At 40.0% G+C, this 20,133-nt stretch carries 24 protein-coding genes; all 24 read left to right on the forward strand.

Annotation, left to right across the window (positions count from 1 at the left end):
• Positions 1 to 2: 2 nt before the first annotated feature.
• The 24 genes from NYR25_01160 (at position 3) to NYR25_01275 (ending at position 20,024) form a co-directional block, all read left to right on the forward strand.
• Complete coding sequence (locus NYR25_01160; GenBank protein UWF34046.1) at positions 3 to 896, forward strand: zinc ABC transporter substrate-binding protein; 894 nt, start codon at positions 3 to 5, stop codon at positions 894 to 896.
• Positions 896 to 1,576, forward strand: a complete 681-nt coding sequence (locus tag NYR25_01165; GenBank protein ID UWF34047.1) for an ATP-binding cassette domain-containing protein — start codon at positions 896 to 898, stop codon at positions 1,574 to 1,576. Before NYR25_01160 ends, NYR25_01165 begins: the two co-directional genes overlap by 1 nt.
• Positions 1,569 to 2,357: a metal ABC transporter permease gene (locus NYR25_01170; GenBank protein ID UWF34048.1), complete on the forward strand. Its 789-nt coding sequence runs from the start codon at positions 1,569 to 1,571 to the stop codon at positions 2,355 to 2,357. The genes NYR25_01165 and NYR25_01170 overlap by 8 nt, the downstream gene beginning before the upstream one ends.
• A gap of 330 nt (positions 2,358 to 2,687) precedes the next feature.
• Positions 2,688 to 3,524 carry a pur operon repressor gene (purR, locus tag NYR25_01175; GenBank protein ID UWF34049.1) on the forward strand — a complete coding sequence of 279 codons (837 nt, stop codon included), beginning with the start codon at positions 2,688 to 2,690 and terminating at the stop codon, positions 3,522 to 3,524.
• Positions 3,525 to 3,532: 8 nt separating this feature from the next.
• Positions 3,533 to 4,939 (forward strand): bifunctional UDP-N-acetylglucosamine diphosphorylase/glucosamine-1-phosphate N-acetyltransferase GlmU, encoded by a 1,407-nt coding sequence (gene glmU, locus NYR25_01180; GenBank protein ID UWF34050.1) that lies wholly within the window; start codon positions 3,533 to 3,535, stop codon positions 4,937 to 4,939.
• Between the two features lie 626 nt (positions 4,940 to 5,565).
• On the forward strand, positions 5,566 to 6,210 hold the full coding sequence (locus NYR25_01185; protein ID UWF34051.1) for a TetR/AcrR family transcriptional regulator: 645 nt from the start codon (positions 5,566 to 5,568) through the stop codon (positions 6,208 to 6,210).
• A gap of 5 nt (positions 6,211 to 6,215) precedes the next feature.
• A complete protein-coding gene (locus NYR25_01190; GenBank protein ID UWF34052.1) occupies positions 6,216 to 7,271 on the forward strand; it encodes an ABC transporter permease in 1,056 nt (351 codons plus the stop codon).
• Complete coding sequence (locus NYR25_01195) at positions 7,272 to 7,961, forward strand: ABC transporter ATP-binding protein (GenBank protein UWF34700.1); 690 nt, start codon at positions 7,272 to 7,274, stop codon at positions 7,959 to 7,961.
• A 666-nt stretch (positions 7,962 to 8,627) separates the two neighbouring features.
• The gene (locus NYR25_01200; protein UWF34053.1) at positions 8,628 to 9,719 is read left to right on the forward strand and encodes a hypothetical protein; all 1,092 of its coding nucleotides are present in this window, start codon (positions 8,628 to 8,630) and stop codon (positions 9,717 to 9,719) included.
• Positions 9,720 to 9,735: 16 nt separating this feature from the next.
• Positions 9,736 to 10,194, forward strand: coding sequence for a DUF4430 domain-containing protein (locus tag NYR25_01205; protein ID UWF34054.1), 459 nt, complete (start codon positions 9,736 to 9,738; stop codon positions 10,192 to 10,194).
• The gene (locus NYR25_01210) at positions 10,181 to 10,663 is read left to right on the forward strand and encodes a EutP/PduV family microcompartment system protein (protein UWF34055.1); all 483 of its coding nucleotides are present in this window, start codon (positions 10,181 to 10,183) and stop codon (positions 10,661 to 10,663) included. The genes NYR25_01205 and NYR25_01210 overlap by 14 nt, the downstream gene beginning before the upstream one ends.
• 317 nt (positions 10,664 to 10,980) lie before the next feature.
• Positions 10,981 to 11,259 carry a BMC domain-containing protein gene (locus NYR25_01215; GenBank protein ID UWF34056.1) on the forward strand — a complete coding sequence of 93 codons (279 nt, stop codon included), beginning with the start codon at positions 10,981 to 10,983 and terminating at the stop codon, positions 11,257 to 11,259.
• A 56-nt stretch (positions 11,260 to 11,315) separates the two neighbouring features.
• Complete coding sequence (pduB, locus tag NYR25_01220; GenBank protein ID UWF34057.1) at positions 11,316 to 12,038, forward strand: propanediol utilization microcompartment protein PduB; 723 nt, start codon at positions 11,316 to 11,318, stop codon at positions 12,036 to 12,038.
• Between the two features lie 3 nt (positions 12,039 to 12,041).
• Positions 12,042 to 13,736: a propanediol/glycerol family dehydratase large subunit gene (locus NYR25_01225; GenBank protein UWF34058.1), complete on the forward strand. Its 1,695-nt coding sequence runs from the start codon at positions 12,042 to 12,044 to the stop codon at positions 13,734 to 13,736.
• Positions 13,737 to 13,754: 18 nt separating this feature from the next.
• A complete protein-coding gene (locus tag NYR25_01230; protein ID UWF34059.1) occupies positions 13,755 to 14,483 on the forward strand; it encodes a propanediol/glycerol family dehydratase medium subunit in 729 nt (242 codons plus the stop codon).
• An 11-nt stretch (positions 14,484 to 14,494) separates the two neighbouring features.
• Positions 14,495 to 15,025: a diol dehydratase small subunit gene (locus tag NYR25_01235; protein ID UWF34060.1), complete on the forward strand. Its 531-nt coding sequence runs from the start codon at positions 14,495 to 14,497 to the stop codon at positions 15,023 to 15,025.
• Positions 15,026 to 15,036: 11 nt separating this feature from the next.
• Positions 15,037 to 16,866, forward strand: a complete 1,830-nt coding sequence (locus NYR25_01240; protein UWF34061.1) for a diol dehydratase reactivase subunit alpha — start codon at positions 15,037 to 15,039, stop codon at positions 16,864 to 16,866.
• A gap of 5 nt (positions 16,867 to 16,871) precedes the next feature.
• Positions 16,872 to 17,228: a glycerol dehydratase reactivase beta/small subunit family protein gene (locus NYR25_01245; protein ID UWF34062.1), complete on the forward strand. Its 357-nt coding sequence runs from the start codon at positions 16,872 to 16,874 to the stop codon at positions 17,226 to 17,228.
• The gene (locus NYR25_01250; protein UWF34063.1) at positions 17,229 to 17,693 is read left to right on the forward strand and encodes a BMC domain-containing protein; all 465 of its coding nucleotides are present in this window, start codon (positions 17,229 to 17,231) and stop codon (positions 17,691 to 17,693) included.
• Between the two features lie 25 nt (positions 17,694 to 17,718).
• Complete coding sequence (locus NYR25_01255) at positions 17,719 to 17,994, forward strand: BMC domain-containing protein (protein UWF34064.1); 276 nt, start codon at positions 17,719 to 17,721, stop codon at positions 17,992 to 17,994.
• Positions 17,995 to 18,024: 30 nt separating this feature from the next.
• Positions 18,025 to 18,651, forward strand: coding sequence for a phosphate propanoyltransferase (gene pduL, locus NYR25_01260; protein UWF34065.1), 627 nt, complete (start codon positions 18,025 to 18,027; stop codon positions 18,649 to 18,651).
• A 22-nt stretch (positions 18,652 to 18,673) separates the two neighbouring features.
• Positions 18,674 to 19,180: a PduM family microcompartment protein gene (pduM, locus tag NYR25_01265; GenBank protein UWF34066.1), complete on the forward strand. Its 507-nt coding sequence runs from the start codon at positions 18,674 to 18,676 to the stop codon at positions 19,178 to 19,180.
• Positions 19,165 to 19,431: a EutN/CcmL family microcompartment protein gene (locus NYR25_01270; GenBank protein UWF34067.1), complete on the forward strand. Its 267-nt coding sequence runs from the start codon at positions 19,165 to 19,167 to the stop codon at positions 19,429 to 19,431. The genes pduM and NYR25_01270 overlap by 16 nt, the downstream gene beginning before the upstream one ends.
• Before the next feature lie 14 nt (positions 19,432 to 19,445).
• Positions 19,446 to 20,024 carry a cob(I)yrinic acid a,c-diamide adenosyltransferase gene (locus NYR25_01275; GenBank protein ID UWF34068.1) on the forward strand — a complete coding sequence of 193 codons (579 nt, stop codon included), beginning with the start codon at positions 19,446 to 19,448 and terminating at the stop codon, positions 20,022 to 20,024.
• The last annotated feature ends 109 nt before the right edge of the window (positions 20,025 to 20,133 follow it).

Genomic DNA, 20,133 nt, shown 5'->3' on the forward strand with positions numbered 1-20,133 from the left:
AGATGCGCTTAAGACGAAGTTGGGTAGCAGGACTAGTTTTGCTGCTAACTGGGGTAGTCTTGCTTGGAGGTTGTACGACAACTAAGCAGACTGATTCTAGCAAAATTCAAGTAGTTAGTTCGCTTAATTTTTATGGCGATGTCGCAAAAAAGGTTGGTGGCAAGTACGTTAAGGTAACGAACATTATTCAAAATGCAGCTACCGACCCGCATGATTTTGAACCAACGACTAAGACGGCCAAACTCATGGTGGATGCTGATTTAGTAATTGAAAACGGGATGGGGACGGATGCCTGGATGCAACGGATCACTCCTCATAAAAAAGGGCTTCAGGTAATTAACCTGGGTCATTTGATGAATAAAAAGGACGGCGAAAATCCCCATTTATGGTACGATTTAGCAACTATGAAACGCTTAGCGAACCAGGTGGCTAAACAGTTAAGCAAGAAAGACCCGCAACACCGTGAATTCTATCAGCAAAATGCTCAGAAATACGTCAAATCATTGCAACCAATCCAAAAGAAGATTGACGAAATTAAACAACAAAGTTCGGGAAGAAAAGTTGCGGTTACCGAGCCAGTTTATGACTACACCCTGCACGAATTGGGCTACCAAATTAGCGACCGGAAATTTGCGCTTGCAATTGAAAACGAGACGGATCCTTCGCCAAAAACGGTGGAAAGCTTGCAACAAGATCTTAAGCAGCGTCGGGTGCAGTTCATCGTTAACAACCAACAAACTGGTAATAAAGTAATTGACGAAGTCCTAAAGATGGCTAAAAAACATCACGTTCCCGTCGTCAACGTTACGGAAACGATGCCGGACGACAAATCTTATCAAGAGTGGATGATTAGCCAACTAGATCAAATTAGTAAAATAATAAGAGGGAAAAATTAATGACGGAGACATTGGTTCAAGTACACGACTTAACGGTCGAATTTCCGGGACAAAAGCTTTTCAATCATTTAAGCTTTAACATTGACCGGGGCGAATTTTTAAGTGTAATTGGTGAAAATGGGGTCGGCAAGACCACCTTAATTAGGACGTTGTTGCACCAAGTTAAGCCTACCCACGGAGAGATTAAGTTTCGGTCGGCAGTGAACATTGGGTACGTGCCTCAATTTAGAAATATTGACCGAGACTATCCGTTATCCATTCGGGACTTTGTAGCCCTAAATTTGCAAGAAAGTCGGTTACCGTGGTTATCCAAAAAAGAACGCCAGCAACTAGACAAAATTTTGCAAGAAACGGGCTTGGTGGAAATCCAAAACACCCGGATGGGACGGGCATCTGGTGGACAAAAGCAAAGGGCGTATTTAGCTCAGGCGTTGGTCGATCAGCCCGATTTGTTAATCTTAGACGAGTCTACTGCAAGTTTGGATAGCGTCCGTAAATACGAACTATTTGACTTAGTGCAACATTTTAATCGGCGGCACGGGTTAACTGTACTATCAATTACGCACGATTTCGATTTAATGAAAAAATATTCCGACAAGTACTTATTGTTGAAAGAAGACCGGTGCGCGTTGGGCGAAGTCAGCGATATTCACAGTGAGGAGGATTTGCCCAATGTTTAGTTTTGAATTTATGCAAAATGCCTACATCGCCGGAACCTTCATCGCCATCATTTGTGGGATTATGGGAGTATACGTAGTGGGTCGTAACATGTCGTTCTTGTCCCACATGCTTTCAGAAATTGGATTTTCTGGGGCGGCGTTCGGAATTTTTATGGGATGGCAAGCCTTAACGGGGATGTTGCTGTTTACCATTGTGAGCTCAATTTTGATTGGTAAAATGAGTATGCAAGCTTCACGACGAGAATCGGCAATTTCGGCAGTTTCTAGTTTGTTTTTGGGGCTTGGAATCTTATTTCTTTCAATTTCAAACAAAAACGTCAGTTACGCTACTAACATTTTGTTTGGGAGCGTAATTGGGATTGGTCGGTCGGAAGTTCGCCAAGTATTGTTGCTCACCATCGTGGCCTTAGCCTTCATTTTATTGATGTACCGACCACTTAAATTTGACTCGTTTGACCATGTAGGTGCTTCTGTAAAGGGGATCCACACGAACTTCATTTCAATTATCTTTTTAGTGGTACTAGCGTTAAGCGTTAGTACGGCAGCCCAAATTGTGGGTTCGTTGTTAATTTTCGTGTTACTAACGTTACCGGCGGCTGCCGCAAAAATTGTGGCTAAAACGGTGAGTGGCATGATGTTGTTTGCGGTAGGCGCCGCTTTGGTAGGCGTTTGGCTAGGACTCTACTTGGGCTACGTAACGAGTTGGCCAGTAAGTTTCTTCATTGCTTTAATCGAATGCGTAGTGTACTTTGGAGCAATGTTACTGGGAAGAAAAGATTAGAACACTTCGATATTCGGTATGAATTAAAAAACTAACTAAATTAGGGGATTAGTCGCAAGTTCAGCGATTGATCCCCTAATTTAGTTGAGCGAAGAAATTGGGAGATTGGGGCACGTTTTGGCTGTGCGACAACCAGTTGGATCTTTTGCCTAATATATTTAAATTTAACGATTGCGCCGGGCTATTTTTTGTTCTGCTTAATCTTTATGAAGTTTAGTAATAAATTCTATTAAGGTTTTCGCCTAAACCCGAACATTGTCCTTGAACTGTGGTATGATATTGGTTAATGAGAACAATTTTCTAATAGACAAACGAAGTGGAGTGAAAGCAATGAAACTGAAGCGTAGTGAACGGCTGATTGATATGACTAACTACCTTATTAATCATCCCCGCACACTAATAACTTCTGGATTTTTCGTTAAGCGATATTCATCCGCTAAATCTTCGATTAGTGAAGATTTATCAATTATGAAATCAACTTTAGCAAAAAGACAGTTAGGAACCATTGAAATTACTAATGGAGCAGCCGGTGGAATTAAATATTTACCAGGAATTGGAAAAGCAGAGGCCCAAAGGGTTATTCAGGATTTGACGGAACAACTTTCTGATCCGGATCGCAAGCTGCCTGGTGGATATCTATATATGTCCGATTTATTGGGTCACCCGGACACCTTGCGTGCAATTGGGCGGATGCTAGCCAGTGAGTACGTATTTTCCGACGTTGACGCGGTAATGACCGTAGAAACTAAGGGAATCCCGCTAGCTCAAGCAGTAGCTAATTATTTAAACGTTCCGTTCATCATCGTGCGGCACGAATCGGTAATTACGGAAGGATCGACAATTTCGGTCAATTACGTATCCCGTTCTTCGGAACGCATCCAAAAAATGGAGCTTTCTAAACGCAGTTTACAACGCGGGATGAAGGTTTTAATTGTGGATGACTTCATGAAGGGTGGCGGCACCGTTCATGCAATGGTTGATTTGCTGAAAGAATTTGAAGCAGAATTGATTGGAATTTCGGTTTTAGCTGAAGGAACTTATAAAGGGCAACGGGCAATTGAAGATTTTACTTCGTTGTTAAACGTGGATACTTCCCAAGCCGGACAAGTTCGAATTAAGGCCGGAAACTATTTTGAAAGAAATTTTAAAGAAGACACTAAGGAGTAATTGTAGCAATGGTGAAAAGTACGATTATTTTAGCAGCGGGTCAAGGAACCCGGATGAAGTCAAAATTATATAAGGTATTACATCCCGTTTGCGGTAAAGCGATGGTGGACCACGTTTTAACCCAAGTTGAAAAAACGGATATGGACCACGTGGTTACCGTAATTGGTCACGGTGCAGAAAAAGTTCGGGAATTGCTTGGGGACCGGACGGAATACGCGGTTCAAAAGGAACAACTTGGCACAGGGCACGCCGTTTTACAAGCCGAAGACATTTTAGGTGACAAAGACGGGATTACGATGATTGTTAGTGGCGACACACCGTTGTTTACCGCTAAAACTTTTGAAAACTTATTTGAATATCATCGTCAAAAGGGCGCTGCGGCTACAATTCTCACTGCGCGGACCGATAATCCGTTCTCCTACGGCCGGATTGTGCGTAACGACCTTGGGGTGGTGGATAAGATTGTTGAACAAAAGGATGCCACTCGTGAAGAAGCAGAAATCACGGAAATTAATACCGGAGTTTACTGTTTTGACAATCAGAAATTGTTCAAGGCTTTGCACCAAGTTAAAAATGACAATGCTCAAGGAGAATACTACCTTCCTGACGTAATTGGAATTATGAAGGCGGCTGGTGAAATTGTCGCAGCTTACGAAATGGATGACTTCAGCGAATCAATGGGAGTTAACGACCGGGTGGCCCTTTCGAAGGCAACTAAGGTAATGCAACAACGCATCAACGAAGTACACATGCGTAATGGAGTAACCATTGTGGATCCGGAAAATACATACATTGATTACGGGATTGAAATTGGCGCTGACACCGTAATTGAACCAGGAGTTCAACTACAAGGTCAAACCAAGATTGGTTCGGACTGCGTAATTGGTGCACATTCTAAGATCGTAGACTCAACTATTGAAGACCGGGTTACGGTTACCTCTTCACAAATTGAACAGGCCATCATGCACCACGACAGCAATATTGGACCAAATAGCCACTTGCGTCCAAAAGCTGAAATTGGCGAATTTGTGCACGTCGGTAATTACTGTGAAGTTAAGAATGCTAAATTGGGGGCCCGGACTAAGATGGGCCACTTAAGCTATGTTGGGGATGCAGATGTAGGTACGGATATCAACATTGGTTGTGGCGTGGTATTCGTTAACTACGATGGCATCAACAAGCATCACACTACGGTGGGTGACTACTCGTTCATTGGTAGCAACGCCAACATCGTGGCCCCAGTTAAATTAGCGGACCACAGCTACGTAGCTGCTGGTTCAACCATCACTGGCGACGTTAACCAATACGAAATGGGAATTGCCCGGGGCCGGCAAGTTAACAAGGAAGGTTACTTCAAAAAACTTCCGGTTTACGAAGCAGCTTTAGAAGCTGAAAAAGAAAATCAACGTGATTAATCATTACTAATTTGATCCCTCAAGCACGCTGAGGTCACTTTTCTTAGAACTACAATTATTTTCTGAAATAATTAAATAAAAGCAGGTTTAAAAAGTTTGTTTATTTATATTAGGCAATCAATTTCCAATATTGGAAATCGATTGCCTAATTTTATTAATATGTGTATTATTTCAAGGGCTAATGGAGTTTTGCACAGCTTTAATTACTTTAGGCTTAGGGCTTTTAAATTCTATTTGATTATAGAACTTTTCAAACCTTTGTGTGGAAAAACGTATCTATAGGGCATTATCAGCAGATGTTTCCTTTTGGGGACATGTTCTGATGATGCCTTTTTCTTTGTAATAATAAATTCTTAAAGGGGTATCTATTTATTGAGAATGTAAATAAAAAATTATTTCTAAATTGTTCCTTTCGCAATTTGAATAATGTAATTAAGAAGACAATTAGATAAAATCGGAGCTTCTTATCCCATTAGAAGTAAGTTGCTATTAATTTGTAGATAGATTTTAAGTGTTTATCAGCATAAATTTCATTAAAGTTTTGACTAATTTATTTTTAAATGATACTATGACCATGCTTTTGTGACCGATTGGTCACGGAAAACATTTCAGAAAGTAGGTATAAAATGTCAGAGTCGATTGTGTCTAATTATGAACAGTGGTTAAACTTAGCAGAAATGCCTGAGAATAAGCGAAAAATTCTGGAAGCCACTATTAAACTTTATTCAAAACAGGGGATATCCAACACTTCGACCAGTCAAATAGCAAAAGAAGCTGGTTTATCAAAAGCTCTAATTTTTAAGTTCTTTACTAATAAACATGATTTAACGATGAACTTAATTACTCCTGTCTTGGATCATATACTACCAGTTTTTACTTCCGATTTTTTTGGAGATCTTGAAAAAAACACAGAAGTAAAAGAGATTATCCGTTACATTGTTTTTAATCGTTATCAATTCCTCATAGAAAATAAAGACATTGTCTTAATTTTTTTGTCAGAAATAATGGTAAACGAAGAGTTACAACAAAAATTTTTTTCGTATATTGATTCCAACAACAAAATTATGTGGTTAAAAGAAAAGCCCCATTTTTTGAAGATTAATGAACAAATCACGTTATCGAGTTTATTTTTGACAATTGCTAGTCAGATTCTTATGCTGTTTGTTCAATGTACGATTTTTAATAAAGAAATGACTAAACAACAACAAAATCAACGCTTAGAAGAGATCGTTACCTTAATTTACAATGGGGTTAAAAATAGAAAGGAATAACAGCTATGTATCTTGCAATAAAAGAAATTTTACACAACAAACTTCGCTACAGTCTGGTCCTAGTTACAATTTTTCTTATATCTTTTATGGTCTACTTTATGACAAGTCTAGCAATTGGTTTGGTACGAGATAATCGAACCGCAGTGGATAACTGGGATTCAACACGAGTAACACTTTCAAAATATTCAAATAAGAATTTAACAGCCTCTTTTATCACTGAGAATAAATATAAAGATAAACTGTCCGATGACGCGGTTCCCCTAGGATATATGTTCGCTGTAACAAATAAAAAAAATGATAACACGACAGTGAATGCTTCAATTTTTGCTCAAAATTGGAACAGCTTTATTGCTCCTAAATTAATTAAGGGTCACTATCCTAGAACTAAAAATGAAGTGGTTATTGATCAATCAATGAAAAATTATAATATCGGAATAGGTGATCATATACAGTTAAACGGAAGTACAGATGAATATAAAGTTGTTGGTCTAACCAATAATAGTAAATTTTTTACCATACCCGTCATTTATACTGATTTATCCACCTATTGGAAACTACAACATACTGAAACAACCACAAAAACCATCTCAGCCATTGTTCAAAAAAATAATGTTAATATTTCTGGAAAAGGATTAGTGACAGTAACTGCACAAGATATGATAAGTAATATTCCTGGCTACACACCAGAAGTAAATGTGTTTATGGGGATGATTATTGCTTTAGTAGTAATTACTTGTTTAGTGGTCGGTATTTTCATTTACATTATCGTGATTCAGAAATTGGGACTTTATGGCATTATGCGTGCACAAGGTATTCAAGCCAAAACAATTATCTGGTCTCTATTTTGTCAAATATTCGTCTTATCAGGTATGGGCGTCTTACTAGCGCTTGTTGGTGTATGGGCAGTAAAATTTGTTTTACCATCAACACTTTTCTTCTATCCTAGCTGGCAAGCCTATTCTCTTCTAAGTTTAGCAATTATTATAATGGCTCTCTTAGGGGGACTATTCTCGTTGCCTAAAATTTTGAAAATTGATCCTATAGAAGCGATTGGAGATTAAATTATGAATTTAGTAAAAATGAAGAATGTCACTAAGAAATATGGGAGCGGACATACGCTAACACAAGCTCTATTTCCTACTAATTTTGAATTGCAGGAAGGAGAGTTTGCTGCTATCATCGGGCCCTCAGGATCAGGAAAAACAACTTTCTTAACCACACTGGGAAACTTGCAAACGCCAACTAGTGGACAAATAACCATAAAAAATAAAGATACAACACAGATGAATGAAAAAGAAAAAACAACCTTACGTTTTAAGGAGTTTGGCTTTATTTTGCAAGCGTCGAACCTGATTCCATTTTTGAATATTCAAGAACAGTTAGATTTAATAGATCGTTTGGACAAGTCAAATTCAAAAAAAATGAATCGAGAAGAATTATTAGATTTGTTAGACCTAAAAAAGGTACTAAAATCTTATCCAAAAGATTTATCCGGTGGGGAGCGACAGAGAGCAGCAATTGCACGTGCTTTATACAATAACCCAAGCATCATATTAGCTGATGAACCCACAGCTAGCCTTGATACAGAACGTGCCCATCAAGTTGTTGATCTACTTGCACGAATTGCTCACGAATATAATCGGGGTGTGATCATGATTACTCACGACATGCGTTTATTAGATAAAGTCGACCAAGTTTACACTATGCAGGATGGAAAATTGTCACGTGGAAATGCTTTAGAATATGATTGATAATAATGTACGACGTCCGCATAAAAGTAAAATCACGTTAAGCGACTAACACCTATGAAATAGATATAAGATTCCCTAACCTAGCATATATTGGGGGTGTTTAGTTGTACATGCTTTCATCTTCTAAAAGTGAAGAAGGTGCTCTTAAACTCTATTGTAAGATCGCCTAGTAAATATAGAAGCGGTAAGGAATAAATACAGCATATTCTTGTATTTATTTGCTTGATACTGATTATTTCGTTTCTATACTGAAAGACGCTTTATTTTTTAATTAGAATGGTTTTTTCATGTTTATTAATCTTTACCAAAATCCATATTCAATTAACTTATATAGATAAAACTATTTTTTGGTGATTAAGGAAGGTTACTTCAAAAAACTTCCGGTTTACGAAGCAGCTTTAGAAGCTGAAAAAGAAAATCAACGTGACTAATCATTACTAAATTGATCCCTCAAGCACGCAGGTTGCTTGAGGGATTTTTTGTGTGGCGAAAATTTTGATCGGTAAAAAATACACTATTTTGCGCAAGATTGTAATAATATTAAGAACTATTTTGATAAGGCATAACAATTTTTTGCGGGTTACCGTGTCAGCCATTTTTAAAATTTAATGAAATGGTATATTGAAAAAGTGGAAACGATTTCTTTGATTATTTGGAGGGGATAGAATGTTAAAAAGTATAAAGTATAGCGCAGCAGTTGCTGCAGTTGGATTGTTATTAGGCGGTACGGTATCCGCTAGTGCGGCAAGTTTCACCACGGCAAGCAAGACGGAACAAAAGGATCAGACCGAAAAAGTCTTTACATACGCCAAAAATGACCTTTTAAAGAAGAATCAAGATCTTGCTAAAGATATGGATTCTGGTAAAACTACCAAGGCCAAATTGTTTGATAAGAAGGCTTACCCAGGAGTAGGAGCTAGTGATGGTTACCAAGATTTGTTAGTTGGATTGAAACGTCAAGGATACAAGTTTACTGATCAAGACAAACAATTGGTTAAGAAAAACTTGATTGTTTCAAAAAAGAGTACGCCTAAGCAATTAGCAAATGCCATTATTGGACTTCAAGCTGTGGGCTTTAATCCTAAGGCATATAAAACTAATGGTGAAAAGCTAAACCTAGTAAAAATGCTTTACCAAAATAAGAAAGTATTGAATAAAAAGACAACTACTAATGAACAAGCTCAAGTTTTAGTAGCGCTGAAGTCAAATAAGAAATTCAAGGCTCCTAAGAAAGCTAAATTTACGGTAAAGAAATTAAGCAACAAGCTGGCTAAAAAGCAGATTAAGGTCACTAACCATAAGAGTAAGAACTATAAGAATGATGGTGGTTGGGCATATAACGATGATGCTGCTAGCGTAGACGCGGACACTACCGCCATGACTTTAAACGCCCTAGAAATGAGTAAGAGCAAGAACAAGACAGTTAAAAAAGCAATTACTAAAGGTCGTCATTATTTGAAAGTTAACGTTAATAAAGACGGTGGCTTTGGTATGGATGGTAAGTCCAACGCCAACTCCAATGCTGAAGTTATCACAGCATTATCAATGAACAAAAAGTCTTTCAAGAAAATTAACCAAGTTAAGTTGAATGACAAACAAGAAAGCTCCACATTAAAGAACACCTTGTCCTTTGTTAAGAAAGACGGTTCTATTAAGGATGCATACGATCAAACCATGGGTGTGGGACAAGTCCTCGTTGCGCTTAGTGCATACCACAACGGAAAATATGCTAACAATGGAGTTTATCAATTTAAGTAAGGATTGAGGAAGGCTAATGAAACGAAAATGGTTTTCGCTTTTAGTGGCGGTAGTCCTAATTATCGGTGTGGCAATTGGCTTTGGTGGAATTTTACATTCTAAAAGTTCCGGTAATGATGATTTAGGTTTTAGCAATGCTAAAGTTGACCCAGATAAGGTGCAAGTCACGGTTGAAACGGATTTAAAACAGCCCAAAAAGAACCAGCAAATTCTCTTTGATAAACAAATTAAGTATCAAAAAGGGATGACGGCGTTTAGCGCCCTCAAAAAAGTTGCCGGCAAACAAGTGGGCTACCAGAACGGGGCAACCGTATATGTCAATCGAATTGGTAAATACACTGAAAATGACGTCCATTCGGGGACGGGCTGGAAATATTACGTTAACAATGGCAAAGATATTGCTAAAGCAGCCAATTTAAAAACGTTAAAGGCCGGAGACCATTTGTATTGGAGATTTGTTGATGGATACAAATAAAGTGAGACGTCCAATGTTTATTGGGCCGATTGGTTGTGGGAAAACCACCCTATTACAGCGAATCAATCATTTAGAAATGCATTACAATAAAACGCAGTCAATTGAGTTTTATAACAACATTATTGATACTCCTGGTGAGTACATTGAACATCGCCGCATGTACACTAACTTAGCAACCACCGCGATGGACGCGGGAGTAATCGTTCTTATGCAAAGTGCGGTAGACAGTCGGATTGTTTTCCCAGAGGCGTTTGGGACCATGTTTGCTAGACCGTTAGTGGGCGTGGTTACTAAAATTGATTTGGCAGAAGACGACGCGCAGATCAACTTAGTGAAGCAGCGGCTTAAAAGTGCTGGAACAAAACGAGTGTTTACGTTGTCTGCGATGACTAACCAAAATGTTAATGAGTTTGTTGAATTTTTGCGCAAGAACCGTGAACAACAGTCGAAAACCAATAAATTAGATTAGTTTCAATTTAAGAAGACTCGGATAGTAGAACTATTTCGAGTCTTCTTTTTTATGGATTTTTAGAGACAACGCAGTTATTTGTCTGAGAAATTAATAAATTATTGTGATTTCTGGAGTTAATAACCATTTTTATTCTAAAAGTCTAAAATGCAATGGTTTAATTTTGTCATTATGGAAAATATTTTACTTTGAACAGTCTTAATCAACCAGATTGCGAAATTAATGCCTTTAAAAAATGCAAACGGTTTCAATTATACTGAAATTGGATCCGGTCGTGCCGTAACGATTGGAAAATAAAAAATCGGAGGAATTATCTCATGGAACATGAAGCATTAGGATTAATCGAAACAAAAGGTTTGGTTGCATCAATTGAAGCAGCGGATGCAATGGTTAAGGCAGCTAATGTTGATTTGATTGGTCAAGAAAAAATTGGCCATGGTTTAGTAACGGTAATGGTTCGCGGAGATGTTGGTGCGGTTAAGGCTTCGGTAGATGCTGGAGTAACGGCGGCTGAAGAGATTGGCGAAGTTCTTTCAAGCTACGTAATCCCTCGTCCACACGCAGATGTTGAAAACATTTTGCCTAATAAAGAGTAATTAATTGTTAAAATAAACAATTTATTTTTAAGCAGTTTTCATCTGGAGGGATGAATATGAACAATTTTTTTAATTCAACTAGTACGGTTCCTGAATACGTTGGTTCTAGTGAAATCGGAGACACGATTGGAATGTGTATCCCTAGTGTTGATGCGATGTTGCTAGACGAATTACACGTGAGTACTAAGGAGTATTCAGTTATCGGGATTTTGAGTTCTCGAACGGGCGCTGGTCCACAAATTATGGCGATGGACGAAGCGGTTAAGGCGACCAATACGGAAGTTTTGGACATTGAATTGCCACGTGACACAAAAGGTGGTGCGGGGCACGGCGTCTTGATCTTAATCGGCGGCAGTGATCCTTCGGACGTGCGCCAAGCAATTAACGTAGCATTAGATAATTTATCAAGAACGTTTGGCGACGTATACAACACTCCGGCTGGACACCTAGAACTACAGTTTACAGCGAGTGCTTCCGGTGCGGTACATACTGCATTTGGGGCTCCCTTAGGTAAGGCATACGGTTTGATTTGTGGTGCGCCTTCTGGAATCGGAGTGGTAATGGCCGATACCGCAATTAAAACCGCGGGGGTTGACGTCTTAAGTTTTGCCTCTCCTGGTCACGGAACTAGTTTTTCTAATGAAGGAATCGTCCATATTAGCGGTGATTCTGGTGCAGTTCGTCAAGCTGTAATGGCTGGACGAGCGGTCGGTTTAAAGCTTCTGGGACAACTAGCCGGTAGTGAACCAAAGAATGATTTTCCATCCTATATCAAGTAGTAAATGGAAAGGAGTAGTATTTTGAAACGGCAAAAACGATTTGAAGAACTCGAAAAACGTCCGATTCACGAGGACGGTTTTATTAAAGAATGGCCTGACGAAGGCTTAGTAGCAATGATGGGACCCAACGACCCCAAGCCAAGCATTAAAATTGAAAACGGCGTGGTTACGGAGTTAGACGGAAAAAAGCGGGCAGATTTCGATTTGATTGACCTATACATTGCAAAATACGGGATTAAATTGGAAAACGCTGAAAAGGTAATGGCGATGGATTCGACTAAAATCGCCCACATGTTAGTCGATCCTAACGTATCCCGTAAAGACATTATTGCAATTACCACTGCGATGACGCCAGCAAAGGCTGAAGAAGTTATTAGTAAATTAAACTTCGGCGAAATGATTATGGCAACTCAAAAGATGCGGCCGCGACGGACACCGGCTACCCAAAGTCACGTTACCAACATTCGGGATAATCCGGTATTAATCGCGGCAGATGCAGCGGATGCAGCTTTACGTGGTTTCCCTGAACAAGAAACGACCACCGCGGTAGCACGTTATGCACCACTTAACGCTATTTCACTAATGGTCGGAGCACAAACTGGGCGTCCCGGAGTTTTGACACAATGTTCAGTTGAGGAAGCAACCGAACTTAACTTAGGGATGCGAGGCTTCACTGGTTATGCGGAAACCATTTCAGTGTATGGTACTGACCGGGTTTTCACTGACGGTGACGACACCCCTTGGTCAAAAGGCTTTTTGGCATCTTGTTACGCATCCCGTGGTTTAAAGATGCGTTTCACATCTGGTTCGGGATCCGAAGCCATGATGGGTTATACCGAAGGCAAATCAATGCTTTACTTAGAGGCTCGGTGCATTTTCATTACCAAAGCTTCTGGGGTACAAGGATTGCAAAATGGTGGGGTTAGCTGTATCGGAATTCCTGGCGCCGTTCCTTCTGGGATTCGTTCGGTAATGGGTGAAAACCTATTATGCATGATGCTTGATTTGGAATGCGCTTCCGGAAATGACCAAGCCTTCTCCCATTCAGACATGCGGCGTACGGAACGGTTACTAGGTCAATTTATTGCGGGAACGGACTACGTTTCTTCTGGATATTCTTCAACGCCTAATTACGACAATACCTTTGCGGGTTCGAATACCGATGCCATGGATTACGATGACTATTACATCATGGAACGCGATTTAATGATTAATGGTGGGATTCACCCAGTATCAGAAGAAGAGGTCATTAAAGGCCGGAATAAGGCAGCTCGGGCATTGCAAGCGGTATTTGATGAACTAGGCTTACCAAAGATTACTGACGAAGAAGTGGAAGCGGCAACTTACGCGAATACTTCTAAAGATATGCCTGAACGTAATATGGTTGAGGATATGAAGGCTGCTCAAGAACTATTAGATCGTGGCGTAACTGCAGTAGATATTATTAAAGCGCTTTACACTCGCGGATTTAAAGACGTTGCTGAAGCAGTATTAAATTTGCAGAAGCAAAAAGTATGTGGTGATTTCTTACAAACGTCTTCGATCTTTGATAAAGACTGGAACATTATTTCAGCGGTCAATGATGCAAATGATTATCAGGGTCCGGGTACCGGATACCGTTTGGACGAAGATAAGGAAGAATGGGAACGCATTAAGAACGTTCCATTTGCCATTGATCCAGGAAATATGAAGTTTTAATCAAAGGAGGAAGCGTAAATGTCTCAAACAATTGATGAAAACATATTAAGAAAAATCATAAGAGAAGTTTTGGCTGAGAACCAAAATATGGATACGCCAATTTCTTTTAAAGATGAGTCAACTTCTTCCGCCCAAAGTACGCAACCAAAGGTTGAAAGTGAGGACCGTTCCACAATTTCGCGGCCAGTTAGCGAGAAAAAGTTAAGCTGGTTTAAACACGTAGGTAAAGCTAAGCCAGGTTTTTCTAAAGACGAAGTAGTTATTGGGGTCGCACCTGCGTTTGCGGAAGTTTTGGAAAAGAATATGACGGGATTACCTCATAAAGATATTTTACGTCAAGTAATTGCGGGTATCGAAGAAGAAGGTTTAAAGGCTCGGGTAGTGAAAATTTATCGGACTTCAGACGTTTCATTTTGTGGTGCCGAAGCCGATAAATTGTCTGGTTCGGGTATTGCGGTAGCCATCCAGTCGAAAGGAACGGCGATTATTCACCAAAAGGATCAAGAACCGCTCTCTAATCTGGAATTATTCCCCCAAGCTCCAGTGCTGGACTTAGATACTTATCGGGCGATTGGTAAAAATGCGGCTGAATATGCAAAAGGAATGTCGCCAAATCCAGTGCCAACCGTGAATGATCAGATGGCTCGGGTAGCTTACCAAGCGATTTCAGCTTTAATGCATATTAAAGAAACTAAGCAAGTTGAACCTGGACGTCCGGCTGAAGAAATTGAAGTAAATTTTGATTAGGAGGGAAAGTAATGAGTGAAATCGATGATTTAGTGGCCAAAATTATGAGCCAGATGGGCGATCAAGCTCCTAAAGATGAATCTAAAACAGCAACGCCCACTCCTTCTCAAACGGCGACTCATGAGGCACCGTTAACGACAAAGGATTATCCACTTTATTCCAAGCATCCGGAATTAGTTCATTCACCATCGGGAAGTGATCTAGACGATCTCAATATTGATAACGTTTTAAATGGCGAGGTTAAGCCTAAAGATTTACGAATCACAGCGGAAACACTACGGTTACAAGGACAAGTTGCAGTAGACTCCGGACGTGACGCGATTCAAAAAAACTTCCAACGGGCTGCCGAATTAACCGTAATCCCTGATGAACGACTATTGGAAATGTATAACGCTTTACGGCCGTATCGCTCTACCAAACAAGAACTGCTTGATATTGCTAAAGAATTGCGCGACCAGTATAATGCCAAAATTTGTGCAGACTGGTTTGAAGAAGCAGCCGAATTTTATGAAACCCGCAAAAAATTAAAGGGCGACAATTAAGGAGCATTTTTATGAAACGTGTAATTGGAGTTGATATAGGGAATTCTTCAACCGAAGTTGCACTTGCTGAAGTATCTGACCGTGGAGACGTTAAATTTATTGACTCTGGAATTTCAGCGACAACTGGAATTAAGGGGACTAAGCAAAATTTAATTGGAATTAAAAAATCGGTTGCGCAGGTTTTAGCGAAGACGCAACTAACACTTGATGATATTGACTTAATCAGGATTAACGAAGCTACTCCCGTAATTGGTGACGTAGCGATGGAGACTATTTCGGAAACCATTATCACCGAATCGACCATGATTGGGCATAATCCTAACACTCCTGGAGGGGTGGGGATTGGTTCTGGATATACGGTCAATCTTTTGAAACTGTTGCAAGAAAAGGATCGGCAAAAAAAGTATATCGTGGTAGTTCCTAAAGAAGTTGATTTTGCTGATGCAGCCCGGTTAATCAATTTATATAGCAAGGCTGGTTATCAAATCACGGCCGCAATTTTGCAAAATGATGATGGTGTTTTAATTGATAATCGACTCGATCGTAAAATTCCAATTGTGGATGAAGTGGCTTTAATTGAAAAGGTACCTTTAGGAATGTTAGCAGCTGTTGAGGTTGCGGATAAGGGTAAGGTGATTTCTCAACTATCTAACCCGTATGGAATTGCGACGTTGTTTGGCTTAGATTCGGCTGAAACAAAAAATATCGTTCCAGTTTCGCGAGCACTGATTGGCAATCGTTCCGCCGTAGTTATTAAAACTCCGGCAGGTGACGTTAAGGCACGGGTAATTCCGGCAGGTCGAATTAATATCCAGGGTGATCATGGTAGTGATTCCGTAGGCGTTTCTGCCGGAGCAGACGCCATCATGGATAAAATTACTAGCTTTGACCGGATTACGAACATCACGGGTGAAGCTGGAACCAACGTTGGCGGAATGTTAGAAAAAGTTCGGCAGACAATGGCCGATTTGACCGGAAAGCAGAATAAAGAAATTGCCATTCAAGATTTATTAGCCGTCGATACATCAGTACCAATTAAGGTTCAAGGTGGTTTGGCTGGTGAATTTTCAACAGAACAAGCCGTTGGAATTGCCGCAATGGTCAAATCTGATCGACTACAAATGCAGAGAATTGCGGATTTGATTCAAAATGATTTGCACGTTCCAGTTGAAATTGGTGGTGCCGAAGCGGAGGCCGCAATTTTAGGGGCCTTAACTACTCCAGGAACAACCAAACCAATTGCTATCCTTGATTTGGGAGCGGGTTCTACCGATGCGTCAATTATTGATCAAAATAACCAGATTACCGCAATTCACTTAGCGGGTGCTGGTGACATGACCACGATGATGATTAATTCGGAATTGGGTATTAACGATACTTATTTAGCGGAAGATATTAAGAAATATCCCCTTGCGAAGGTGGAAAACTTATTCCAAATTCGGCACGAAGACGGAACAGTACAGTTCTTTGACGAACCACTTCCAGCAGATATTTTTGCTCGAGTGGTGGTTATTAAGCCTAATGGATACGTGCCGGTACCGGGAAATCTAAGCATTGAAAAGATTAAGCATGTCCGGCAAAGCGCCAAAAGGAAAGTCTTCGTGACTAATGCCCAGCGTGCATTGCGACACGTTAGTCCAACTGGTAATATTCGCGACATTCCGTTTGTAGTTATTGTAGGGGGGTCGGCGCTTGACTTCGAAATTCCACAGTTAGTTACTGATGCCCTGTCCCATTACAATTTGGTAGCTGGACGTGGCAATATCCGGTCGATTGAAGGTCCCCGGAATGCGGTCGCAACCGGTTTGATTTTATCGTATGCAAACAAGTTAAGGTCGTGATTTAAATGAGTATGGAAAAACCATCAATTGTGATTGCCATGCGCGAAGGTGACGAAAATACCGATGATTTATCCCAGCTTTTCTATGGGATTGAAGAAGAGGAAATTCCATTTTCCTTCAAGACTATGGCGTTTGACAATCCAGTTGAACGTGCGTACCAAGGTGCTTTGTTTTCGCGGTTATCGGTGGGAATTGCCTTTGACGATAAATCAGTAATTGTACACTATAAGAATTTACCTAAATCAGAACCACTATTTAAAGTGGAGAAAAACAACTCCGCAAATTTGCGGATTTTAGGAGCCAACGCGGCACGCTTAGTAAAGGGCGTACCGTTCAAAAGATTAAATAAGGTGGTGAACTGATTGAAAACATTAGGTTATCTAGAAGTTAAGGGCCTTACCAACGCGATTGTATCAGCCGATAAAATGCTAAAAACTGCCGACGTGGAATTAAAAAACATTTCCAATACGCGAGGGAGCGGTTGGGTAACGGTGGCCATTATTGGTGACGTTGCGGCAGTGAGTGTGGCAATCACTATGGCAAAAGAAATGATGGGCGAAAACTACGTTAGCTCAACGGTATTAGCTAATCCTGCAGAAGGAATTGAGAAGCTTAATCGAACTGATTTATTGCTTAAGCCAACGGAACGAAAGCGTAAAGTTGCTAATGCTGAACCCGCAGATGCTGAAACACAGCAACCGACGGAAAAGCTTGAACCACAGAAGTCCGAAAAGTCTATTTCAAAAGCGAAGGCAAAAAAAGAATCAAATAATAAAAAAGAATCTAATTCGAGTACTAAGAAACATCAAAAACAATCTAAAAAATAATTTATAAATTCAGGAGGAACATATTATGAATAACGCATTAGGATTAATCGAAACAAAGGGTTTAGTTGCATCAATTGAAGCTGCAGATGCAATGGTTAAGGCAGCTAACGTACAAATGATCGGTCAAGAAAAAATTGGTAGCGGTTTAGTTACAATCATGGTTCGTGGAGATGTAGGTGCAGTTAAGGCATCAGTTGATGCTGGAGTTGCGGCAGCTGAAAACATTGGTGAAGTTGTTAGCTCTTACGTAATCCCTCGCCCACATGCTGAAGTTGAACGTATTTTACCATCAACAAAATAAAAATAGTTTTAATAAGGGTGGACGAGAATTATGGATGAAGAACAACTACGGCAGTTAATTCGCAAAATTATAAAGGAAGAAACGGATCCTAATCGGATTCGCATTGGAGTTTCAAATCATCACATTCATTTAACTGATGAAGACTTTGCAACTTTATTTCCTGGCCAAGAAATGACGGTGTACAAACCGTTATACCAACATGAAGAATTTGCTTCGAACCAATTTGCAGACATTGTTGGTCCTCAAGGCACTATTAAACACGTGCGAATTTTAGGACCTAACCGGGCACATTCTCAAGTAGAAATTGCCCGTTCAGAAACTTTTGAATTAGGGATTGATGCACCTATTCGACTATCTGGTCATTTAGAAGGGGCTCCTTCCGTTAAGTTAGTTACTAAAGATGGAGAAGTAGAAGTTCAAGGGGTCATCGTTGCAAAACGGCATATTCACATGAGCCTAGAAGATGCTGCTCGCTTTGGCGTTAAGTTAGGTGACACGGTTAGCGTGGAAATCAATTCTGACGAACGCAGAACTATCTTTGATGACGTGATTTGCAGACCACGAAAAGATTTCTTGTTAGAAATGCACATTGATACTGATGAAGCTAATGCAGCTAACGTAAATGCGAATACGTTCGGCAGAATCATCAAAAAATAAATGAAATTGGAGGGTGAATGGAATGGATCCGATTGTTGCTCAAGTAATTGAAAAATTAAAACAGAGGAATGCGCAATCCAGTGAAATTACCTACTCCAAAAATGCTGCCGTTCCCTCAACGGAAATATTTGTTGATAATGCCAATTTAGTTTTAAAACAAGTTTCAATTGAGCTGATTGCGGATCTATTTCACCTTGATCCAAGTAATCATTGGGTGACCTGGATTTTACAAGGACTCGATTATGATGTGAATTTCCAGTTAAACGTGAGTCATCATGCACTTAATTTTATTCCGCTAGTAATGATTAGGGACTGGCCGGTTATGTTTGTTATTAACGGTGAACATCCGGTATATGCTTTTTACCCAACTACGATTACAAGAGAAATGTTGGCAGGCATTCCAGATAGCGCAATGGTAATAACGACAAGCACGCAAAATATTACTGCGGGTGCCGAAGAAATAAGCAGCCAAAAGGATTTAAAAATACAAGTAAGGACTGATGAAAATTGTATATGGCAAAAGTTGTAGGCAGCGTGGTGTCTACCCAAAAAGATAAATCATTAGTTGGTCGTAAATTAATGATTGTAAGAGCGATTGATTCGCAAGGCAAACCCGTGCGCCCGGAAGAAGTTGCCGTGGATTCAGTCGGTGCTGGTATTGGAGAATACGTACTGCTTGTACGCGGAGCGGGTGCCCGGATTGCTAACCATGCGGATAAAAACTTTCGTGACGTGAGCGACTGCGCAATTGTAGGCATTATTGACAGTTTCGACAAGTAAGGAGATGTAGCAAAATGCCAATCTATACCAAAGGTGGAGATAAGGGATCAACGAGCCTTTACGACGGCAAACGAGTGCATAAAGACTCTTTACGAGTAGAAACGTACGGTACGTTTGATGAACTGAACGCCAATATTAGCGTGGCGGATAAGCTTTGTTTAAGCAAAAAGAATCAAGAAATCTTGAAAAAAGTTGAATACAAAATGTTCTTTTTACAGGGAGAAATTGCTACTTTAGATACCCAAAAATTTTTAAAAAATAGTGTAACCATTGAAGAACAAGACGTACTCGATTTGGAAAAGGTTATTGATGAATATACAGCTGAATTGCCACCCGTAAAATCTTTTATATTGCCTGGCTCAAGCTTGGCAGGTGCTCAGCTACACGTATGTCGGACGGTTTGCCGGAGAGCGGAACGCCGTTTTGTTCAGTTTGCTAGTGAAACTACCGTTAGACCAGTACTTGAAAAATACGTTAACCGCTTATCTGATTTCTTTTACATTTTAGCGCGGTCTGAAGATTACGAAGACTATTTAACTAAGGTGACTGAGGAAGTAATTAAAAGATATCGCGCGTATTTTGCGGAGAGCTAATGGACGAGTAGCCTAGGAATTAACTAAATTTCGTGATAAATCGCTAACGTGGTTGGTGACGAAATTTAGTTGATTTCGTAATGGCTGACGGTTGTTGGTTTTGGAATGA

The organism is Pediococcus acidilactici, from assembly GCA_024970065.1.
GTDB classification, from domain to species: Bacteria; Bacillota; Bacilli; order Lactobacillales; family Lactobacillaceae; genus Pediococcus; species Pediococcus acidilactici_A.